This window comes from Arenibacter troitsensis, from assembly GCF_900177645.1.
GTDB lineage: Bacteria > Bacteroidota > Bacteroidia > Flavobacteriales > Flavobacteriaceae > Arenibacter > Arenibacter troitsensis.
The window spans coordinates 204,959-226,183 of record NZ_FXAO01000007.1 but is presented as its reverse complement, the minus strand read 5'-3'; the positions used below and the strand labels follow the sequence as shown (position 1 = coordinate 226,183).

Annotated in this window: 20 protein-coding genes and 1 pseudogene; 6 read left to right on the top strand and 15 right to left on the bottom strand. The window is 40.7% G+C overall.

Annotated features, from left to right (window positions below; all coding sequences use genetic code 11):
* Positions 1 to 404: 404 nt before the first annotated feature.
* Positions 405 to 734: pseudogene (locus tag B9Y87_RS22430) on the top strand (DUF6503 family protein); the annotation flags it as partial.
* A 1-nt stretch (position 735) separates the two neighbouring features.
* Here the strand turns inward: B9Y87_RS22430 and nadD are convergent.
* From nadD to B9Y87_RS16415, 7 genes are all read right to left on the bottom strand, one after another.
* Positions 736 to 1,323 carry a nicotinate (nicotinamide) nucleotide adenylyltransferase gene (gene nadD, locus B9Y87_RS16445; protein WP_085500064.1) on the bottom strand — a complete coding sequence of 196 codons (588 nt, stop codon included), beginning with the start codon at positions 1,321 to 1,323 and terminating at the stop codon, positions 736 to 738.
* Positions 1,324 to 1,407: 84 nt separating this feature from the next.
* The gene (gene gmk / locus B9Y87_RS16440) at positions 1,408 to 1,998 is read right to left on the bottom strand and encodes a guanylate kinase (protein WP_085500063.1); all 591 of its coding nucleotides are present in this window, start codon (positions 1,996 to 1,998) and stop codon (positions 1,408 to 1,410) included.
* Complete coding sequence (locus B9Y87_RS16435; protein ID WP_085500062.1) at positions 1,998 to 2,855, bottom strand: YicC/YloC family endoribonuclease; 858 nt, start codon at positions 2,853 to 2,855, stop codon at positions 1,998 to 2,000. Before B9Y87_RS16435 ends, gmk begins: the two co-directional genes overlap by 1 nt.
* Positions 2,856 to 2,964: 109 nt before the next feature.
* Entirely contained in the window at positions 2,965 to 3,342 is a 378-nt protein-coding gene (locus tag B9Y87_RS16430; RefSeq protein WP_085500061.1) for an SdpI family protein, read from the bottom strand.
* Positions 3,343 to 4,179: a 3-keto-disaccharide hydrolase gene (locus B9Y87_RS16425; protein ID WP_085500060.1), complete on the bottom strand. Its 837-nt coding sequence runs from the start codon at positions 4,177 to 4,179 to the stop codon at positions 3,343 to 3,345. It lies immediately after the preceding gene.
* A gap of 13 nt (positions 4,180 to 4,192) precedes the next feature.
* Positions 4,193 to 4,969, bottom strand: a complete 777-nt coding sequence (locus B9Y87_RS16420) for a 3-keto-disaccharide hydrolase (protein ID WP_085500059.1) — start codon at positions 4,967 to 4,969, stop codon at positions 4,193 to 4,195.
* Between the two features lie 17 nt (positions 4,970 to 4,986).
* The gene (locus B9Y87_RS16415; protein WP_085500058.1) at positions 4,987 to 6,039 is read right to left on the bottom strand and encodes a sugar phosphate isomerase/epimerase family protein; all 1,053 of its coding nucleotides are present in this window, start codon (positions 6,037 to 6,039) and stop codon (positions 4,987 to 4,989) included.
* A 144-nt stretch (positions 6,040 to 6,183) separates the two neighbouring features.
* On the opposite strand from B9Y87_RS16415, the gene B9Y87_RS16410 reads away from it, so the two are divergent.
* Both B9Y87_RS16410 and B9Y87_RS16405 read left to right on the top strand, forming a co-directional pair.
* Positions 6,184 to 7,887 carry a GMC oxidoreductase gene (locus B9Y87_RS16410; protein ID WP_085500057.1) on the top strand — a complete coding sequence of 568 codons (1,704 nt, stop codon included), beginning with the start codon at positions 6,184 to 6,186 and terminating at the stop codon, positions 7,885 to 7,887.
* A gap of 61 nt (positions 7,888 to 7,948) precedes the next feature.
* Positions 7,949 to 8,410: an ASCH domain-containing protein gene (locus B9Y87_RS16405; protein ID WP_085500056.1), complete on the top strand. Its 462-nt coding sequence runs from the start codon at positions 7,949 to 7,951 to the stop codon at positions 8,408 to 8,410.
* 66 nt (positions 8,411 to 8,476) lie between these two features.
* Here the strand turns inward: B9Y87_RS16405 and B9Y87_RS16400 are convergent, their stop codons facing one another.
* Genes B9Y87_RS16400 through B9Y87_RS16385 form a run of 4 tightly spaced genes read right to left on the bottom strand, consistent with a single transcriptional unit; the run spans position 8,477 to position 12,321 of the window.
* Entirely contained in the window at positions 8,477 to 9,613 is a 1,137-nt protein-coding gene (locus B9Y87_RS16400; protein ID WP_085500055.1) for a Gfo/Idh/MocA family protein, read from the bottom strand.
* A gap of 18 nt (positions 9,614 to 9,631) precedes the next feature.
* Complete coding sequence (locus tag B9Y87_RS16395) at positions 9,632 to 10,861, bottom strand: nucleoside permease (RefSeq protein ID WP_085500054.1); 1,230 nt, start codon at positions 10,859 to 10,861, stop codon at positions 9,632 to 9,634.
* Positions 10,862 to 10,876: 15 nt separating this feature from the next.
* Positions 10,877 to 11,320: a DinB family protein gene (locus B9Y87_RS16390; protein ID WP_085500053.1), complete on the bottom strand. Its 444-nt coding sequence runs from the start codon at positions 11,318 to 11,320 to the stop codon at positions 10,877 to 10,879.
* An 11-nt stretch (positions 11,321 to 11,331) separates the two neighbouring features.
* Complete coding sequence (locus B9Y87_RS16385; protein WP_085500052.1) at positions 11,332 to 12,321, bottom strand: sugar phosphate isomerase/epimerase family protein; 990 nt, start codon at positions 12,319 to 12,321, stop codon at positions 11,332 to 11,334.
* Between the two features lie 136 nt (positions 12,322 to 12,457).
* Between B9Y87_RS16385 and B9Y87_RS16380 the strand changes: the two genes are divergently transcribed.
* From B9Y87_RS16380 to B9Y87_RS16370, 3 genes are all read left to right on the top strand, one after another.
* The gene (locus B9Y87_RS16380) at positions 12,458 to 14,170 is read left to right on the top strand and encodes a GMC oxidoreductase (protein WP_085500051.1); all 1,713 of its coding nucleotides are present in this window, start codon (positions 12,458 to 12,460) and stop codon (positions 14,168 to 14,170) included.
* Positions 14,170 to 14,817: a gluconate 2-dehydrogenase subunit 3 family protein gene (locus tag B9Y87_RS16375; protein ID WP_085500050.1), complete on the top strand. Its 648-nt coding sequence runs from the start codon at positions 14,170 to 14,172 to the stop codon at positions 14,815 to 14,817. The genes B9Y87_RS16380 and B9Y87_RS16375 overlap by 1 nt, the downstream gene beginning before the upstream one ends.
* 107 nt (positions 14,818 to 14,924) lie before the next feature.
* On the top strand, positions 14,925 to 15,839 hold the full coding sequence (locus B9Y87_RS16370) for a hydroxypyruvate isomerase family protein (RefSeq protein ID WP_085500049.1): 915 nt from the start codon (positions 14,925 to 14,927) through the stop codon (positions 15,837 to 15,839).
* Between the two features lie 489 nt (positions 15,840 to 16,328).
* Here B9Y87_RS16370 and B9Y87_RS16365 read toward each other — a convergent pair whose 3' ends face one another.
* From B9Y87_RS16365 to B9Y87_RS22335, 4 genes are all read right to left on the bottom strand, one after another.
* Positions 16,329 to 18,791, bottom strand: coding sequence for a ribonucleoside-diphosphate reductase subunit alpha (locus B9Y87_RS16365; protein ID WP_085500048.1), 2,463 nt, complete (start codon positions 18,789 to 18,791; stop codon positions 16,329 to 16,331).
* Positions 18,792 to 18,927: 136 nt separating this feature from the next.
* Entirely contained in the window at positions 18,928 to 19,914 is a 987-nt protein-coding gene (locus tag B9Y87_RS16360) for a ribonucleotide-diphosphate reductase subunit beta (RefSeq protein WP_085500171.1), read from the bottom strand.
* Positions 19,915 to 20,760: 846 nt separating this feature from the next.
* The gene (locus B9Y87_RS16355) at positions 20,761 to 21,036 is read right to left on the bottom strand and encodes a hypothetical protein (RefSeq protein ID WP_085500047.1); all 276 of its coding nucleotides are present in this window, start codon (positions 21,034 to 21,036) and stop codon (positions 20,761 to 20,763) included.
* Positions 21,037 to 21,039: 3 nt separating this feature from the next.
* Positions 21,040 to 21,162, bottom strand: coding sequence for a hypothetical protein (locus B9Y87_RS22335; RefSeq protein ID WP_262483187.1), 123 nt, complete (start codon positions 21,160 to 21,162; stop codon positions 21,040 to 21,042).
* Between the last annotated feature and the right edge of the window lie 63 nt (positions 21,163 to 21,225).

Sequence of the window (21,225 nt, the reverse complement as noted above, 5' to 3'; positions counted from 1 at the left end):
ACACAACCATTAAATATTTATAGCGAATTCTTGCCATATTGGTATGTCTAGTTACGACCAAGGGATACTTGGAACAGAAAGTATCGCAGCCTCAACTATTGGACTAGGCCATTGAATATAATGACTCCAATAACAATTTGCAGACCTTTAAATTTGAATTTACAGCGACCTTGGAATCGCCTAAATGGGATTAACGAATTATACGGATAATACTGTAGCGTTCCTCCTTTTCCTTTAAGCTAACCACAAATAAGGCAGGAAAAACCACGGAACAGATGGTGAAGGGGGAAAAATGTCCTTTGAAAATTGTCCGTATGGCCATTACTTCAGAATAGAATATAGCACTCCAGGATATCTATTGTGTACGTGCCAAATTAATGAGTGCCTAGTGCACCTATCTCAATGGCCTTCCCATGAAATTAAGGGACACGGAAACCCTTGCAGATCCAAATGTTGAGATCAAAACCATTAGGGACAAGGAATATTTGACACTAAAGGTAACATATTGCGAGGATGTGGGAACGGTTACCTGATATTTCTATTTCGACCCTAACAGCTATGCCATGGAAGCTTATCAACGCTTCCATGATAATACCAAAAATGTTGGTGAATTCATTGAATTGAACGCGGGAGATATCATCAACAATGCTAAAATGCCCAAGAACAGGGCGTGGCACTACTACAGGTACGAGCAATATTTTGGCACCGATATTTTGAACAAATCGTCCAGTTAATCTATCTATAAAAATTCATTTCATCCATATATTTCCAGACTTTTTCCGGAAGCATAGGTCTCACATTCTTGCCCAATTTATGTTGCGCCCTAATAAAGGTCGAGGATATTTCCATGATAGGAGCTTCCACGTATTGAATCTTATCGTGATCTTTAAAACGATGCGCTACCTCCCCTTCAGAAATTCTTGGGTAGACATAGATGAAGTGATTTTCCAGAATTACCTCATAATTCTTCCATTTATGCAGTCCCTTCAAATTATCCTCCCCCATTATTAAACAGAAATTATATTTGTCATTATACTTATCATGTAAATAGGCAAGTGTATTTACGGTATAATTGGGTTGGGGAAGATCAAACTCTATTTTGCTCGGCTTTAATTTGGGATAATCCACGGTAGCTTCAGCTACTAGCTGATATCGATGATGATTGTCCAACAAACTTTTTTTGGTTTTAAACGGACTTTGTGGAGTAACTACAAACCATACCTCATCCAAATCAGAAAACTCTACCATATGATTGGCTATCACCAAATGCCCAATATGGATAGGATTGAAGGTGCCGAAATAAAGTCCAATTTTTTTATTCATGCGAAGTTTGATTCAATACCATTTTTCAAAGAAGTCCTCCCAAGATGTAACCACACGGGACAATCCCAACCAGAATCTGTTTTCCTATATTTTGTTTTTAACTTCAACACCAATATAGTCCGCTACCAATCTATGTGCTTCCTCCAGGGCGGTATCCAAATCATAATTCTTGATGACCACATCAAATTGGGGAGCAGTGGCCAACTCTACTGAAGCTTTCGCAATCCGCATGTTAATTTTATCGTCGGACTCCGTACTCCGTTTTTTCAACCTAATTTTAAGTTCATCAACACTGGGCGGCTTTACAAATACAGCAAGTGTCTGATCGGGAAACTTCTTCTTGATGCGCAGGCCACCAACCACGTCTATATCAAAAATTACGTTCTTGCCCTCTGCCCAAAGTCGGTCTACCTCACTTTTTAGAGTCCCATAGAAATTATCCCTATACACCTCTTCCCATTCCAAAAAGTCATCGTTCTTAATGTGTCTCTTAAACTCGGACAGGGTCATAAAATAATAATGTTCGCCATGCTTTTCCTTGCCCCTCCTAGGCCTGGAGGTGGCAGAAATGGAAAACGCCAAATTGAGCTCCGGCTGATTTAATAAATGTTTGACGATAGTAGTTTTTCCACTGCCCGATGGGGCAGAAAAAATAATTAGCTTTCCTCCTTTCATTATAAAACGTTAAGCATTTGTTCCTTAATCTTTTCCAATTCATCCTTCATCTGCACTACCAGCTGTTGCATAGGTGCAAAATTTGCCTTGGATCCAATGGTATTGATTTCCCTTCCTATTTCCTGACTAATAAAGCCCAGCTTTTTACCATTGGAATCGTCCGATTTAAGGGTGGCGGCAAAATAATCCAAGTGGTTCAGCAAACGGACTTTTTCTTCCGTGATATCATATTTCTCCAGATAATAAATAAGCTCCTGTTCAAAACGGTTTGTGTCAAGATCGGCCTTTAAGTCAGCTACGGCCTTTTCCAGCCGTTCCCTTATCGTCAGGAGCCTATCAGGGTCCATTTGTGCCACCTGTTCCAATAAGCCCTTTAAAACGCCTATTCTGGCCTCAAAATCGGCTTCCAAAACCTTTCCCTCCTCTGTTCTAAAGATGTTTATTTCCTTTAGGGCCTCCTCCAATGATTCCTTAATGACCTTGTATTCCTCTTCATCAATGTCTTCCCGTTCCGTTTTCATAGTATCGGGCATGCGCATAGCAATTTCCAAAAGACCCATTTCATTCCCTGAAACAATATGTCCCAACTGCTTCATGTATTGCCTAACCACTACTTCGTTTACCTCAGAAGAAGTCTCTGCGCCGGTATTTTCAATATAAAGTCCAAAATCTATCTTGCCCCTGACCAATGAGCCTGCAATAGTCCTGCGCAATTCCAATTCCTTTTCCCTATATGTAGAAGGAATTCTGGCGTTTAAATCGAGACTTTTGCTGTTAAGGGATTTAATTTCTATTGTAATTTTTTTAGATGGAAGTTGAATTACATGCTTCCCAAACCCTGTCATTGATTGGATCATAAATTGTTTTTAGAATTTGTCAAAGGTAAATAAAATTGGGGTTTGAATAAAGGATGGCAAGGATCCTGAATAATTCCTTACCAACAACCTATTTTTTTAATATAAAACCTCATCCTAAATTGGATGGGTCCTTATCAAACAATGGCCTTCCGTTTTTGTCAAATTTAATCCCCAATTGGCGTTCACACCAAAAAATTCCCACAAATACGGCCACGATTAAGAAAAAAGTAGAAATGCCCATAGCCCAAGAGGGCTTAATGAAATAGGCAATTACCCCAGCTATAAAAGTTGAAATTCCAACCCACAACATCATCTTGGCCCCAATAAAATTGCCAAAATCCCATGTATCCTGGTTCCGCATACTTCTACGCGTCCGATAGCCATAGAGATAATTGATGCTCTTGGGTGGATGTACTTTATAGATCCAAGAAATAAAGGTTAAAACTAGACCGGGCGCTGTTGCTGACAAGAAAAACACCCACTCCATCTAAAGCTCCCTTACCCATATATTCCTGTAACTTACCCTACTGTTGTCCCCGTGGTCCTGAAGTCTTAAAGGGCCCTTTCCATGTGCGGGATTTTTGGGCCAACCTATATAGGGGGTGGTTCCCTTAATTTCAACATTGTCCTGAATCAGCACACCATTATGCAAAACCGTTACTGTCCCGGATTTAATTTTATCCCCCGCATCATTGAACTCCGGTGCGTGATAAACAATATCATAGGTATTCCATTCCCCCGTAGGTACCGATGCCATGGCGAGCGGTACGTGTTGCTTGTAGATTGAACCTACTTGGCCGTTTACATAGGTATCATTGTCATTGTTGTCCAAGACCTGAACCTCGTACAGCCCATTTAAAAAGACGCCGCTATTGCCCCTACTTTGTCCTTTTCCCTGTATTTCTATTGGGGATTTCCATTCCAAGTGCAACTGTATACTTCCAAAATTTTGGACCGTCTGTATATCACCCGTCTTGTTGTTAACGGTCATACTACCATCCTTATTTACGATCCACTTGGCTGCCGTACTATCCCTAGAGCTGATCCAATTGTCCAAATTGTCCCCACTAAAAAGTATAATGGCATCACTGGGGGCTTTTTTTATAGGGTCAAATGGATTTACTACTGGAGGCACGGGCTTATAAAATTCGGTCTCTTCGGGTGTAGTAGGCTCAGTACCGGAGTATTCCTCGTTTACTACAATTTCTTCCCCCGTCGATTTTAGGTCTTTTGGTTCCAAAGGATCCACATTGACCTTTTCCTTGCAGGCAAATGCCAACAACAAAATTATAGGAATACAAATAGATCTTAGCTGCTTGGGCATAACCAATAATGTTTTAATCCAATGTTTTTATCTTAATATTTCTATAGGATACTATGTCCCCATGATCCTGTAAACCTATTTTTCCAGTCTTATATTTTCCAAAGTGCTCCGACCCCTTAAATTTAGAATTGGCCACCATAGCATCCCATTCCTCTCCTTGTACCGGGAAAGAAGCCACTTCCGTACCATTCAACACAACATTCCCTTTATTGGTTATATGGTTTACGGTAATAACACAGGTGTTCCATTCCCCAACAGGTTTGGTTACGTCCTCACTAGGACCAACCATATCGTACAAAGCCCCTGCCTGTCTTACAGGTCCATTTTTTGCATCAGGGTGTTTTTCATTGTCCAAAACTTGTATTTCCGGTCCAGAGTGGTAAGCCTCACGAAGGCTTTCAATTTCTTGCACTCCCCAGAAAATACCACTGTTGCCCCCCTCCGTGATTTTCCAATCTATGGATAGAACAAAATTGGTAAACTCCTCTTTGGTCACTAAATTATATTTCTCGCCTTTTTCCCGTTCCTTAGGTGGATAAAAGACCATGGCACCGTCCTCTATTTTCCAGGCCTCCCCGACCCCATCTTCCTTATACCGTTTCCAGGCATCGAAATTGGTCCCGTCAAAAAGCACCTTCCATTCCCCTTCAATTAGGGCTGTTGGAGGTGGAGTTGTTTTCTCAGAATTGGCAAGGGGATCTGAGTCTATGTCCATGTTCGTTTTTTCCGTTTTATCTTTACAGCCGATTACCATAACGGCTATCAAGGCACTGAAAATTAATTTTTTCATCTTTCTATTTGTTGAAATTAAAGTCCTAATATTTTCTTCAATACTGTTTTATCAATAGCTGCCCCAGCAAAATCGTCAAAGGTTTTCTCCGTGGCCTCAATAATATGGTCCTGTATAAATTTGGCACCTTCCCTAGCTCCTTGTTCCGGACTTTTTATACAGCATTCCCATTCCATTACCGCCCAAACATCACAACCATACTGTGTTAATTTAGAGAAGATCGACTTAAAATCTATCTGTCCATCACCCAGCGAGCGATATCTACCTGCGCGGTCACCCCAATCATTAAACCCACCAAAGGCCCCTTTTTTGCCTGTTGGGTTAAATTCGGAATCCTTAACGTGGAACGATTTTATAAATTCGTGATAATGGTCTATGTAAGCTATGTAATCCAACTGCTGCAGCACAAAATGACTTGGATCGTACAAAATATTAACTCGTTTATGGTTGCCGGTGGCAGCCAAGAAACGCTCAAAGGTATCCCCATCGTGCAGATCTTCTCCAGGGTGTATTTCGTAACATACATCTACACCTTCCTTATCAAAGTGATTAAGGATGGGCAACCACCTTTTTGCCAACTCTTCGAAGCCCATTTCCACCAATCCCGCTGGTCTTTGAGGCCAAGGGTGGGCGGTATGCCATAGGAGGGAGCCCGAAAAAGTGGCATGTGCCTTTAGTCCTAGCCTGCGACTGGCGGTGGCTCCTTTTTTAACAACATCAATGGCCCATTCGGTACGTGCTTTTGGGTTGTTCTTTAACTTGTCTGGCGCAAAATTGTCGAACATTAAATCATAAGCGGGATTCACTGCTACCAATTGTCCTTGTAAATGCGTGGACAACTCTGTAATTTCCAGGCCATAGGAATTTATCTTTCCCTTTAATTCGTCACAATAGGTCTGGCTCTCGGCAGCTTTATCCAAATCGATAAGAAAATCGACCCAAGTTGGTATCTGTATTCCCTTGTATCCTAAATCGGATGCCCATTTACACATGCCATCCAAGGAATTGAATGGTGCTTTTTCATCAACAAATTGTGCTAAAAATACTGCCGGCCCTTTAATTGTCTTCATTTTAAATTTTTATTAGTTGTAATTGAAAATAACCTTAGTTAACATTTAGGATAAAAATCCTATATTTAAAGTTTGTAGCATATGCCTACAAACGCGAAGTCATAAATATAGGAAAAGCATCAGAATTAATACAAGAAATATAGAATGAATCAAAGTGAAATATTTGATGCCATTGTTGTAGGTACTGGAATTAGTGGAGGTTGGGCAGCTAAAGAACTTTGCGAGAATGGGTTAAAAACCTTAGTACTGGAAAGAGGGCCAATGGTAAAACATATTGAGGATTATCCCACAATGAACGATGACCCCTGGGATTACCCATTAAAAGACAAATTATCCAAATCCGATAAAGAGAAATACCACATACAAAGTAGGTTGAATTGGGCTCCAGTTGAGAGCAATAAGCATTTTTTTGTAAACGATTTGGAGCACCCTTATGTGCAAACCAAAAGATTCGATTGGATAAGAGGGTATCAGGTAGGTGGACGCTCCTTAACCTGGGGAAGACAAAGCTACCGTTGGAGCGATATCGATTTTGAGGCCAATAAAAAAGAAGGCATAGGGGTTGATTGGCCTATTAGATACAAGGACATTTCCCCATGGTATGACAAGGTTGAAGAATATATAGGGGTCAGTGGCCAAGCCCTTGGGCTTCAGCAATTGCCCGATGGCAAATTTCAACCTCCCATGAAATTGAACTGTGTTGAAGAGGATTTTCAAAAATCGATTGAAGAAAAATTTGATGATGGCCGGTTGGTGACCATTGGCCGTACAGCTCACATCACGGATCCAAATGCAGATTTTGAAGGTCGCGGAGTGTGTCAAAATCGAGATAGATGCTGGCGCGGTTGCCCCTTCGGAGGTTATTTTAGTAGCAATTCATCTACTTTACCGGCCGCCGAAAGAACTGGCAATATGACGCTCAGGCCCAATTCAATTGTGTATGAAGTGGTCTATGACGATAAAACTAAAAAAGCCACCGGAGTAAAAATCATAGATGCGGTGACCCACGAAAAAATAGAATTTAAGGCCCGTGTTATTTTTCTTTGTGCTTCGGCCATGGCCTCAGTGGGCATATTATTACAATCAAAAAGTGAACGCTTTCCCAATGGTCTTGGTAACGATTCGGATACCTTGGGAAGAGGAATCATGGACCATCATTATAAATTAGGGGCAACTGCCAAAGTAGATGGGCATTTGGACAAATATTATAAAGGTCGCCGTGCCAACGGTTTCTATATTCCGAGATTCGTAAATATGGACGAAAAGACCAAACGCAATGATTATATCCGTGGATTTGGATTTCAAGGCACTGCCAGTAGAGGCGATTGGTCAGAGGCCATAGGGGAACTGGGATTCGGAAAAGAACTCAAAGAAAGCATTCTTAAGCCCGGCCATTGGACGATAGGGGCCACTGGATTTGGAGAGTTCCTGCCATATGACGATAATAGGGTTACCTTAAGCCCTACCGAAAAAGACAAATGGGGACTTCCCCAATTGGCCTTTGATGTTGAGTTTAAGGAGAACGAGTTGAATATGCGTAAGGATATCATAAAAGTTATTGTTGAAATGTTTGAAGCCGCCGGATTTAAAGATGTACGTTCCTATGAAGAACCTTCGGGACCGGGATTGGGAATACATGAAATGGGGGGAGCCCGTATGGGGCATGACCCAAAAACCTCTATATTGAATAAATACAATCAAGTGCATCTGGTTCCCAATGTTTATGTCACCGATGGTGCCTTTATGACCTCTTCCAATTGTGTAAATCCATCATTGACTTATATGGCATTTACGGCCAGGGCGGCAAATCACGCTGCCAAACAATTAAAAGCGGGTAAATTTTCATAACATACTTCGAGAAATAATTAATGTATTTTACCGTTACTGTTAAACCTTAGACCTAATTAGAATGGACAATGCTTCGGCTAGAAATATGTGGGGTGATTATTTGGATGCCCATTTGGAATTCGCTTTTGTAGAAACACCTAAAGTGCTTCACTTCAGCGACAATGAACAAGAGGCAGACCACAGTGTGGATCTTGTACTTAAAAACCTTAAAAATGCAGCTTCCTTTTCCCTTTTGGGCCTGCAGCACAGAAATGAGCCACTCCCCAAAATAGGTGCCTTTATGATCCTTACGGACTGGAACGGTAAGGCAAAATGTATTGTTAGGACAACCGCTGTAAAGCTGAAGCCCTTTTTTAGCATTACCAAAGAATATGTTCAATTGGATGGCTTAGGGGATAAAAGCCTGGAATATTGGAAAAAATACCATTGGGATTATTTCTCCCGAGAATTGGGCCCTTTTAATCGTGTCCCTAGGGATAGTATGATCGTGGTCTGTGTAGAGTTTGAAAAGGTATACGGATAAACTTAAACATCTTATACAGATAAGGGCCGCAATTGCGGCCCTTAATATTTGTACTTGATCCTAGATTTATTTCAAATTGATCCAAACATTGCCCTTTTTGTTGGACTCCACAGAACTCTCTATAAAATCCAGGCCGCGAACACCATCCATCATGGTAGGGAATTCGCCATCGTTATATTTTTCACCACGAATTGCCCTTGCAACACCCAAATAGATGTTCGCCATGGAATCAAAAATTCCTTCAGGGTGTCCCGGAGGCAATTTAGTACCTCCCAAGGATAATTTGGAATTATAGGAATGTCCCGGCTTATAAACCTGAAGAGGTTTATCATCACTTAGGACATACAGATAATTTGGATTTTCCTGCTCCCATCTAAGTCCGCCCTTCTCCCCATAAATAGCAATGGTAAGTCCGTTTTCCTCTCCTGTAGCCACCTGGCTGGAACGAATAACCCCTTTCACGTGCTTGTCCATACGGATCAATACCGTACCGTCTACATCCATTTGGTTATCCTCGTACAAGTAATTGAAATCGGCCAGAATGGATTTGATGGTCAATCCGGTAGTATATTCAATCATATTAAAGGCATGCACCCCTATATCCCCCATACAGGAACTGATACCGGCTTTTTTGGGATCCAATCTCCAAACTGTTGAACGTTTGGCCTTGTCGTGGATAATGGAGTTGATCCAACCTTGATAATAGGCAGCATCCACCTTATGTATTTTCCCAATAGCACCTGCCTTTATCATCTCCCTCATTTGCCTAACCATAGGATATCCCGTGTAGGTATGGGTAACCGCAAAAACGGTCTTGGCCTTTTCCAAGGTAGCCTGCAATATTTTAGCCTCCTCGTAAGTGGTGGTCATAGGTTTTTCACATATTACGTGAAACCCATTTTCCAACAACTTTTTGGCCATAGGAAAATGCAAAAAATTTGGGGTTAGTACAGAACATACCTGAATACGCTCTTCCTTTGGAAGTTTTAATTCCTCTTCCACCAAGGTATCAAAATCCTTATATATCCTATTGGTAGGTACATCTATTTCCTTGGCAAAAGCAACATTGGCCTCAAAGTCCGGGTTAAACACTGCACCAACAATTTCGTAATTGTCATTAATTTGGGATGCAACTCGGTGCAAAACCCCAATAAGGGAGTCTCCTCCACCCCCTAAAATTCCTAATCTAATTTTCTTGCTCATAATGTATTTATTCCTAGGTTACTCTTTATATTCTACTTCCTCGTTCTTAAAAAATATAGCGAACAATATCATTGCCCCTAAGGCAAAAATAGCAGGAAATGTCCAGATATCCGTCCAGCTGTGTACTCCATCGCCCATTATATAGCTATCGGTAATTTTTCCTGCCACCCAAAAACCGATCAACATTCCAACACCATAGGTTGCCAAGGTAATCAATCCCTGGGCTGCACTCTTAAACTTGTCACCTGCCTTTGAATCCGTATAAATCTGCCCGGATACAAAGAAAAAATCATAGCAAATACCATGAAGGGCTATACCTAATATTAACATAAAGGCCAAATCCCCGGCATTTCCGTAGGCAAATAGAAAATATCTAACGGTCCAGGCCAGCATCCCGGCAATCAAGGTATTTTTAAATCCAAATTTCTTAAAGAAATAGGGCAATAACAACATAAATAAAACCTCCGAACCTTGGCCAATGGTCATTTTACCAGTAGGGTTTTCCATACCAATCTCTGACAAAAATGGATTCGCATTTTGGTAATAAAAGGCCAAAGGAATGCAAATCAAAATAGATGAAAGAAAGAAAATAAAGAAATTTCTATCCTTTAATAGCCTAAGGGCGTCCAACCCCAAAATACCTGAAATAGATATCTTTTCATCCGTTTTTACCTTCGGTGGAGTTTTGGGCAGGGTAAAACTAAATAACCCCAAAAAGGCGGATGCAATAGCCACCATTAAAAAAGTATTTTTCAAAAGGCCTTCTTCCCTAGAGGTTTCGGAATCCCATAGGAACACAAAACTAATTATTAGTCCGGCAACTATCCAACCAATAGTCCCAAAAACCCTTACAAACGAAAACTCCTTGGCAGGGTTCTTCATTTGACTAAAGGAGATGGAATTCACCAAGGCCAAAGTTGGCATATAAAGAATCATATAACCCAGTACATAAGGGTAGAAACCCGCAAAGTCCACCGCCATATACATTTGATACATCATGAACGCACCAAGAAGATGCAAAACTCCTAGAATGCGCTCGGCGTTGAAATATCTATCGGCTATTAAACCTATAATAAAAGGAGCAATTATGGCTCCCCAGGATTGGGTGGAATACGCCATAGCCGATTCTGCCCCTGTAGCCTTAAGATTATGTCCCAAAAAAGTGCCCAATGTTACAAACCAACCTCCCCAAATAAAAAATTCGAGGAACATCATTAAGGACAACTGAACTTTGGTCTTTACATTCACGTTTAGGAGGTATATTTATCGCTTATAGGTTGCATAATCCAAGACCAAGGGTTCAATGGAATTGTTTCTGAAATCAACGGATATCTGAGCTCTGTGGTGGGTTGAATGGTTTATGATATGAAATAACATATCCTGAATGGTATTGGTAAACAACCTCCCCTGGGAATTCTCATAATCCAAGCGCTTTTCAAAACTATCCACATTGGTAATAATTTCAAAAGAACTTCTTTGATTTTCATAATGCAAATCGCCCCAATCTTTTAACAATTGCAACTGAAATACACCGTATTCTGCTTTTTTACCCAGAATTCTGGCGTTCCATATATGGTGCGCATTTAATATATGACTGAAGAGTTCCGTGGTCCTCTCTGGAACATTCTCCAGCTTTTGGCACTCTTCAATCAATTTTTTATTGCAGTAAAAGTTATAATCGAATAGCTGATTGAAAAAAGCCTTCATATAAAATATTACTAATTAAGTTCCTTACCGGCTTTTATCAATAAATCCCTGGTAGCAATTATCCCTTGCTCTTCACTTAGTGCGCTACCTTCGTATTCCACACCAATAAAACCTGTATAACCGGCATCCTTAACTATTTTAAGTATTCTAGGGTAGTCCAGTTTGGTTTCATTGCCCTCCGCGTCAAAATCGTAGGACTTGGCACTAACGGCCAAGGCGTGCGGCATTAGTTCACTAATTCCTTTATAAATGTCATATTCCTCGGCGCAGCCATCCTTGGTTCTTTCTATACAAAAGTTACCAAAATCAGGCAGGGTACCGCAATTGTCCATATTTACCTTGTTCATAACCTCTGCCAACATAGCCGCATTGGACGACAGGCCACCATGGTTTTCTACCAACACTTCAATATTTTTTTCTTTGGCGTAAGTAGCCAACTGGGTTAAACCATCTACTGAACTGGCCATCCACTCATCGGGAACCTTGCTCCCAGAAAGATTTACCCTAATGGCATGGCAACCCATATCGGCAGCGGCATCTACCCATTTATAATGGTTTTCAACAGCTTCCTTTCTTTTTTGATCATCCGTTGTAGCAAGATCCCCTTGACCATCGATCATGATCAAGACATTTTGCATCCCATGTTTTTTACTCTCTGCATTACATTTTTCAACAAAAGCGGCCATAGCCTCCTTGGAAAAATTCGCAGCCTGTAATTCCTTATAATATAAACCACTTACATACTCCAAACCTGTAAAGCCCCAATTCTTGGCCTTTTCAGCAAAAGTATATGGATCCACGCCCTCTTCACGTACCATTCTATGCATTGACCATTGTGCCAATGATAATTTAAAAAAAGGTTCTGATGCTTTCATGGATACTTCAGCGGTCTCCACATCTTTGGGTTGCTCCTTGGGGGCTTCCTTACAAGACAACACACCCATTAACAAGGCAACCAATAACACCTTCATCCCTTTGATTTTCAAATTTTTTTGCTCCATTTTTAAGTTTTGTGATTAAATCCAAGAATTAACAAACACTATAACGTTATAGTGCCATAGTATTAATATATATAGGGTTTAAATGTAAAAAATTAATTTTATATTTAATAAATTTATTAAATAAACAATTTTATAAATGAGCAATTTCAATAACAATGAAGTGCAGGATTCTTATGATGCAATTGTCGTAGGCACAGGCATTAGCGGAGGATGGGCCGCTAAGGAATTATGTGAAAAAGGGCTTAAAACCCTAGTTCTGGAACGCGGAAGAATGGTAAAACATATTGAAGACTACGAGACTGCCAATCTAGATCCTTGGGATTTTCCCAACGCTGGCGAACCTACAAGGGAAGACATTGAAAAACAACCTAAACAGAACAGAACGGGATACACCACCAATGCAGCCAGTAAAATGTGGTTTGTTAACGATTTGGAGCATCCATACAATGAAATACGACGATTTGATTGGATGAGGGGTTACCACTTGGGTGGGCGGTCCTTACAATGGGGTCGTCAGAGTTACCGTTGGAGCGACATCGATTTTACAGCCAACCAAAGAGAGGGCATTGCCGTTGATTGGCCAGTTCGATATAAGGATATTGCGCCATGGTACTCAAAAGTGGAAAACTTTATTGGTGTTAGTGGTGAGGCACTTAACCTACCTCAGTTGCCCGATAGTGATTTTCTGCCCGCCATGGAAATGAATTGTGTGGAAGAACATTTTAAGAACAAGGTAACCGAGGGCTTTGAAGACCGTGCCGTAACCATAGGTCGGGTTGCCCATATAACAGGAACCAAAAATTTTGACGGACGCACCAAATGTCAATACAGAAATAGATGTATCAGAGGATGTCCTTTTGGGGGCTACTTCAGCAGCCTGTCCTCTACCCTCCCTGCTGCGGAAGCAACGGGAAATATGACATTGCGTACAGACTCCATAGTCCATGAAGTTATGTACGACCCCGATACCAAGAAGGCAACAGGAGTAAAGGTAATAGACAGGCTTACCAAGGAAACACATGAATTTAAGGCAAAGGTCATATTCCTATGCGCCTCTGCCATTGCATCTACAGCCATTTTAATGCAATCCAAATCCGACAGATTCCCAAATGGTATGGGCAACGACTCGGATCAATTGGGCCGTAATATTATGGACCACCATTTAGGGGTAGGTGCTTCGGGTAAATTCGATGGCTTTGAGGACAAATACTATAAAGGCCGAAGACCTAATGGGATATATATTCCCAGATTTAGGAACCTCGGCGGTGCTACCGATAGAAAAGACTACAAGCGTGGCTTCGGTTATCAAGGTGGCGCCAGTAGGGGCAATTGGGAAGATACGGTTGCAGAGCTCTCCTACGGTAAGGAATTTAAGGAAAATATGCTTAAACCTGGAGGTTGGAGAATGGGAATTGGAGGTTTTGGAGAGGTACTCCCCTATGAGGACAACAGAATGACCTTGGACTACGACAAATTGGATAACTGGGGACTGCCTACGGTAACCTTTGATGCCGATTTACAGGAAAACGAATTCAACATGCGTAAGGACATGCAGGAATCTGCAGTAGAGATGCTGGAAAAAGCTGGATTACGGGATGTTAAAGGACATGATGGCCCAACGGGCTTAGGGCTGGGCATTCACGAAATGGGTACTGCCAGAATGGGCCGTAACAGAAAAACATCTGTACTAAACGGGAACAACCAAATACACGATGTACCCAATGTATACGTTACAGATGGGGCATTTATGACCTCTGCCAGTTGTGTTAACCCATCATTGACCTATATGGCCTTTACTGCTAGGGCCGCCGATCATGCGGTTAAAGAATTAAAAAAAGGAAATATATAATGGATAGAAGAAAAGCACTAAAAAATATGGGGCTGGCATTAGGATACACTGTGGCCACCCCCACCTTGATCAGTATAGTACAAAGTTGCAAAAAGGATGCTGCAATTGTATGGACCCCGGATTTTCTAACCTCTGACGAAGGAGTTGTTTTAACCCATTTGGTAGATATTATTATGCCTAAGACGGATACGCCTTCAGCTTCCGAAGTACAGGTCCATATCTTCATAGACCGTTTTGCCGATCAGGTAATGGAAAAAGAACAACAAGATCTATTAAAGATGGGCATGGGGAAATTCACGGACAAGGCCTTGCAGGATTCCGGCAAGAAGGAAATCACAGACCTGACCGCAGAAGATTTGGAACCAGTCTTGGCCAGTGCCCTCAAAATTTCAAAAGAAGATCAAGCCAAAAACTTTAAAGTAATAAATACGTATACCGAAGCCGTAAAGGCTGGAAAAACCGCCACCATGGATGATGAGGTATCACGATTTTCCTTCGCCAATAATTTAAGGGGGTTGGTAATATTAGGCTATAAATCATCCGAGTTTGTAGGTGAAAATGTATTGCCTTATCTACCTGTTCCAGGTGAATATATTGCCTGTGGAGACCTTCAGGAACTGAGCGGCGGAAAAGTTTGGTCCCTGTAAAAAGTATGATCATCACAAATTGAAAAAAGCTAAAAGGACGGGATGGCCTATGGCCATACTGTTCTTTTAGCATTGTTATATTATAAAATTCCAACCATATCCAAAAAATGAAAAGAAGAGATTTTATACAAAAAACTGCCCTAACCAGCAGTGCGGTTACCTTAGGAGGTTCTTTAGCCTATGGGGCCAATACCAATTTAGATATAAAACATACGTTCAACCTAAAATACGCCCCGCACTTCGGAATGTTCAAGAATCTTGCAGGGGATGACCTTATTGACCAAATAAATTTCATGGCCGACCAAGGGTTTACCGCATTTGAAGACAACGGAATGATGGGCAGGGATGTGGCAACCCAAACAAAAATTGGAGAAGCCTTGGCAAAACGCAATATGACCATGGGTGTTTTTGTAATAGACAAGGGAGGCAACATGGCCAATACCTTAGCCGCCGGAAAACAGGAATACATAGACATCTTTTTGGACGGATGCAAAAGAGCCGTAGAGGTGGCCAAACGCGTCAATGCCAAGTGGATGACCGTTGTGCCTGGTGGATTTGAAAGAAAACTGCCGATCGGTATTCAGGATGGCAATGTTATAGAAGCTTTGAAAAGGGGTGCTGAGATTTTGGAACCCCACGGCCTGGTCATGGTATTGGAACCGCTATCCGACTCTCCCGACCTATATTTACAGAATTCCGATCAGACCTATATGATCTGCAAAGGGGTGGACAGTCCTTCCTGTAAAATATTGTTCGACATCTACCATATGCAGAAAACTGAAGGTCATTTGATCCACAATATGGAACTTACCTGGGATGAGATCGACTATATCCAAATAGGGGACAACCCAGGTAGAAAGGAGCCTACTACAGGAGAAATCAATTACAAAAATGTATTCAAATATATACACAGTAAAGGATTTAAGGGAGTCTTGGGTATGGAACACGGTAATTCCAAACCGGACAAGGAAGGTGAGATGGCCGTAATCAATGCCTATAAATCTGAAGATAATTTTTTGTAGTGCAAACTACATTTTAGAACTCTAAGGCCCCTAATTTAACTTTGCTTTTAGAAAGTTTCCATCTTGTTTCCCCGTCAAAGGAACAAGATGGAACTTTATTTTTACACCATAGCGATTTATTTAATATTGTTTGTCCTTGGGCGAATAATATATCACCATCATTTTAAAAAATGAACATGGTGCATTGCGTTAAATTCTTGTTTTTGAGATAATTATGATCCATTTTTCAATTCGCATCGTATATTATATTAATTAATAAGCTATTTTAATTCGGGGCAAAATGGATAATTACATCACTATACTGGTAATTTATTGTATAGCGTTCCTATGTGCGTTTATACTAAAACCCTATATATCCAATAAATAAGAACACCGTATCAGTAAATAAAGGGAATGATCGTTCAATATTTTCCCTGTCCATATAACAAAAAGATCCCCGAAGAATACTTCGGGGATCTTTTTGTTTCTCAACTATGTCCTATAAGCCATTTAGGAGCCGCACATTAAGCAATCGTCGTCTGCCTGACCCTCTTTTGCCTTGGCTATCAATTCCTTCATCTCAGCGGCTGTCAAAGGCTGAACGTCCAATTCCTGTGGATTGGCCGAAGTAGCCTCAACCTTAATCGTCTTGGCAACAGCGGGTGCCACTATGGGTGCCTCAACTACGGGAACTTCCTGCTTTTTGCTGTTATCCAAAGTAAACTTAATGGCATCTGCCGCCGCTTTGGTCCTTAGGTAGTACATACCGGTTTTAAGTCCGCTCTTCCATGCATAGAAATGCATTGAAGTCAATTTGGAATAGTTGGCATTCTCCATGAACAAGTTCAGGGACTGACTCTGATCTATGAAATATCCCCGTTGTCTGGACATATCGATAATATCCTTCATACTTAATTCCCAAACCGTTTTGTACAATTCCTTAATCTCGGTTGGTATATTCTCTATGTGCTGAACAGAACCATTGGCTCGCATTAGTTCCTGCTTCATATTCTCGTTCCACAGGCCAAGATTAACCAAATCTTCCAAAAGGTGCTTATTCACAACAATGAACTCCCCGGACAAAACCCTACGGGTATATATATTGGAGGTATATGGCTCAAAGCACTCATTGTTGCCCAAGATTTGCGATGTTGAAGCAGTTGGCATTGGGGCTACCAACAAGGAATTACGAACCCCGTTCTTTTTTACTTCTTTGCGCAATTTTGCCCAATCCCATCTACCGGACAGCTCTTCATCCTTAACACCCCACAAATTGTGCTGGAATTCTCCTTTGGATATTGGGGAGCCTTCATAGGATGAGTAAGCACCTTCCTCTTTGGCCATTTCCATGGAAGCTGTAACCGCAGCAAAATATAGCGTTTCAAAAATTTCTTGGTTCAATTCCTTGGCTGCGTCACTGGTAAATGGCAATCTCAATAGAATAAATGCATCTGCCAAACCTTGGACACCCAAACCAATAGGCCTGTGGCGCATATTGGAATTCTCAGCTTCCTTAATGGGGTAATAATTTCTATCTATTACCCTATTTAAATTCTTGGTAACACGTTTTGTTACCCTAAACAACTCCTTATGATCAAACTCTCCATTCTTAATAAACATGGGAAGTGCAATGGAAGCCAAGTTACATACCGCTACCTCATCCGGAGAAGTATATTCAAGTATTTCCGTGCAAAGATTGGACGAACGAATAGTTCCCAAATTCCGTTGGTTGCTCTTCCTATTGGCGGCATCCTTGTACAGCATATAGGGCGTTCCGGTCTCTATCTGTGATTCCAAGATCTTCTCCCAAAGCTCACGGGCCTTAACGGTTTTACGCCCTTTATTTTCAGCTTCGTATTTGGTGTACAACTTTTCAAATTCCTCACTATGATGGTTAAAAAGCCCTGGACATTCATTGGGACACAATAGGGTCCAATTTTCATTGGCCTCAACCCGTTTCATGAACAAATCCGGAATCCACATGGCGTAAAAAAGGTCTCTAGCCCTCATTTCTTCCTTACCGTGATTTTTCTTTAGATCCAAGAAGTCGTATATGTCGGCATGCCATGGTTCCACATAGATCGCAAAACTACCTTTACGCTTGCCCCCTCCTTGATCCACGTACCTTGCGGTATCGTTAAACACCTGTAGCATAGGTACAATACCATTGGACGTTCCGTTGGTACCGGCAATATAAGAACCTGTGGCCCTTACATTGTGTATGGAAAGACCTATACCTCCGGCAGATTGGGAAATTTTTGCCGTTTGTTTAAGCGTATCATAAATACCATCAATACTATCGTCCTTCATCGCCAAAAGGAAACAGGAAGACATTTGTGGTTTTGGGGTACCTGAATTAAATAAGGTAGGTGTAGCGTGGGTAAAGTATTTTTTGGACATCAACTCATAGGTCTCCAAGGCCGAATCCAAATCGTTCAAGTGAATCCCAATGGATACCCTCATAAGCATATGCTGTGGCCTTTCGGCAATCTTTCCATTTAGTTTCAAAAGATAGGAACGTTCCAAAGTCTTAAATCCGAAATAATCGTAGCCAAAATCCCGGTTATAAATAATGGTAGAATCCAACCTATCCGCATTCGCAGCAATAACCTCATAAACCTCATCGGAAAGCAACGGTGCCTTTTTTCCGGTTCTTGGGTTAACATATTCATAAAGATCCTTCATCGTCTCGGAAAAGGATTTTTTGGTGTTCTTATGCAAATTGGAAACGGAAATACGGGCCGCCAATTTAGCGTAGTCGGGATGGGAGGTAGTCATTGTAGCCGCAATCTCGGCAGCCAGATTGTCCAGCTCTGAGGTTGTTACACCGTCATACAGGCCTTCAATAACCCGCATGGCAACCTTGAGCGGGTCCACCAGATCATTAAGACCATAACACAATTTTCTTACTCTAGCCGTGATCTTATCGAACATCATCAGCTCTTTTCTTCCATCTCTTTTTACTACGTACATGTTGCTACAATTTATTTAAACAATACTTGATTTTGGGTTATGGCCCAATATGTTAAAAACGTTAACATATCATATTCATCGCATAAAAATCCCCTTATAACCCAAAGGGGACTCTTATTTATTCAAATACCAATTCTTAAAAATCCGCGTCGAAACTGATTTTCTGGGAATCGTCATCCTTATCCTTGTTCATGACTCCGGCCTTTTGATATTCGGCCACTCTTTTTTCAAAGAAATTGGTTTTCCCCTGTAGGGAAATCATGTCCATAAAATCGAATGGATTGGTAGAGTTGTATACCTTATCACATTCCAATTCCACTAGCAAACGGTCCGTTACAAATTCAAGGTACTGAGTCATCAACTTGGAATTCATTCCTATTAAGCTCACCGGCAGCGATTCTGTAATGAATTCCCTTTCTATGTCCAGGGCGTTCACCAAAATTTCGGTAATCCTAGCTTTGGGAACCTTGTTTATAAGATGATTGTTATGAAGATGAACTGCATAATCACAGTGCATCCCCTCATCCCTGGAAATTAATTCATTGGAAAACGTAAGTCCGGGCATCAACCCTCTTTTCTTAAGCCAAAAAATAGAGCAGAATGCGCCAGAGAAGAAAATACCTTCCACCGCAGCAAAGGCAATTAAACGCTCTGCAAAACTTGGTGACTCTATCCACTTCAATGCCCAATCCGCTTTTTTCTTTATTGCCGGAAAATTCTCAATGGCATTGAAAAGCAGATCCTTTTCCTTTTCATCCTTTACATAGGTATCAATCAAAAGGGAATAGGTTTCAGAATGGATATTTTCCATCATTATCTGGAAACCGTAGAAGAACTTTGCCTCGGCATATTGAACTTCACTTACGAAATTTTCCGCTAGATTTTCATTTACAATACCATCAGACGCGGCAAAAAACGCAAGGATGTGCTTAATGAAATAGCGCTCATCACTATTCAACTTGTTGTTCCAATCATTAAGATCCGTATGCAGGTCAATTTCTTCAGCAGTCCAAAAACTAGCCTCACATTTCTTGTACCAATCCCACAAATCATGGTGCTTGATAGGAAAAATAACAAATCGGTTAAGGTTTTCTTTCAGAATCGGCTCTATAGCTGCTGACATATCTTTTTTAGATTTATAGGGTTTCTTAAACTTAGGCGAAAATTTGCCCTCGATAGGAGATAACAAAGATTGCAAAATACCAACAATAACTAAAGCCCAATAATCATTATTAACCACAAAGTTTTTAACACAAAATGTTGAAATGTTGCCTCGCAAGTGATGTTCATTACCTTTATAGTATATAGTGAAACAAAAAAAATACCAATGGTTTCCATGAAAAAAATATCCCAAAAAAATAAACCAAAAAGTATATAAAAACATACTCTTTGGTTTATCTTCCTCATTACCTAAAACCAACCATTGGTTTATATGGCCAGGTATCCGGTTATTGGTCTTTCTCTATTGATATAGTAGTACAAAAAATTATAGAGACAATGCGGCCAAGATCATAAATACCGAAATTGCAATCATTGCAAAAAAAACTAAGCTTACTGCTTTGATATTTGAAATTGTCATAATAGTGGAGTTTGAGTTAATATAGTATTTTGACACTTCGCACCAGGTTTTAACCAAATGGAAATTATAATGTTCATGTATATCCTAACAATTTAAATACAAGTCCCTAAAGCCTTGATTCCGGCAGATGTACTATATAATCATCTACACTCCAAATATATCTTGATTCCCCCAAAAAGAATATCCAATATGTAACAAAGTATGCAATAAATGTAACATGCAGGAAGAAAAGTTACGGTTTCTACCTCAAAAAAAGTATTCCACCGGCAGTAGTAGTAAGCAGTTCGCAAGGTTCAGCTTCCTAACTTAGAACTCTTATCCCGCCTTCCAAATGTACCCGAACACAACTATAGATCACCGGCCTCTTTTCCTTTATGCAGCACTAGCCCATTATTTATTATTGTACATATTTTCACAATCATACACCCCCTCTTCGAGATCAAGAGCCTTTTCCAAGTCAATAATTTTATTGGTAACCTCAGCATCCAACTCCAATATTTCTTCTCCTGTGAGTTCGTGACAATAATCACGAATAATCAAACTTTTTTTCGACTTAAGTTTCCCTAAATATTCCTCCGTATATTGCCTTCTATGCAAACAGACCTTATAGGATGACCTATTCCCATCCTCATCCTCGTAATTCATAATATCGGCTAGATTTTCCATATCCTATTGGTCCAATTCATTTTTGATATTCCAATAACAATCCGATTTTCCAAAATTTGTTGCCTCCTTGGTACATGAGCTACCCAAAAGCAATATCAAGCCAATTACGGCTAGTTGTGTTTTCATTCTTGTGCCGTTATTACATATTTCAGCACAGCTAAGCTATCTATTGACCATAAATAAGAATAT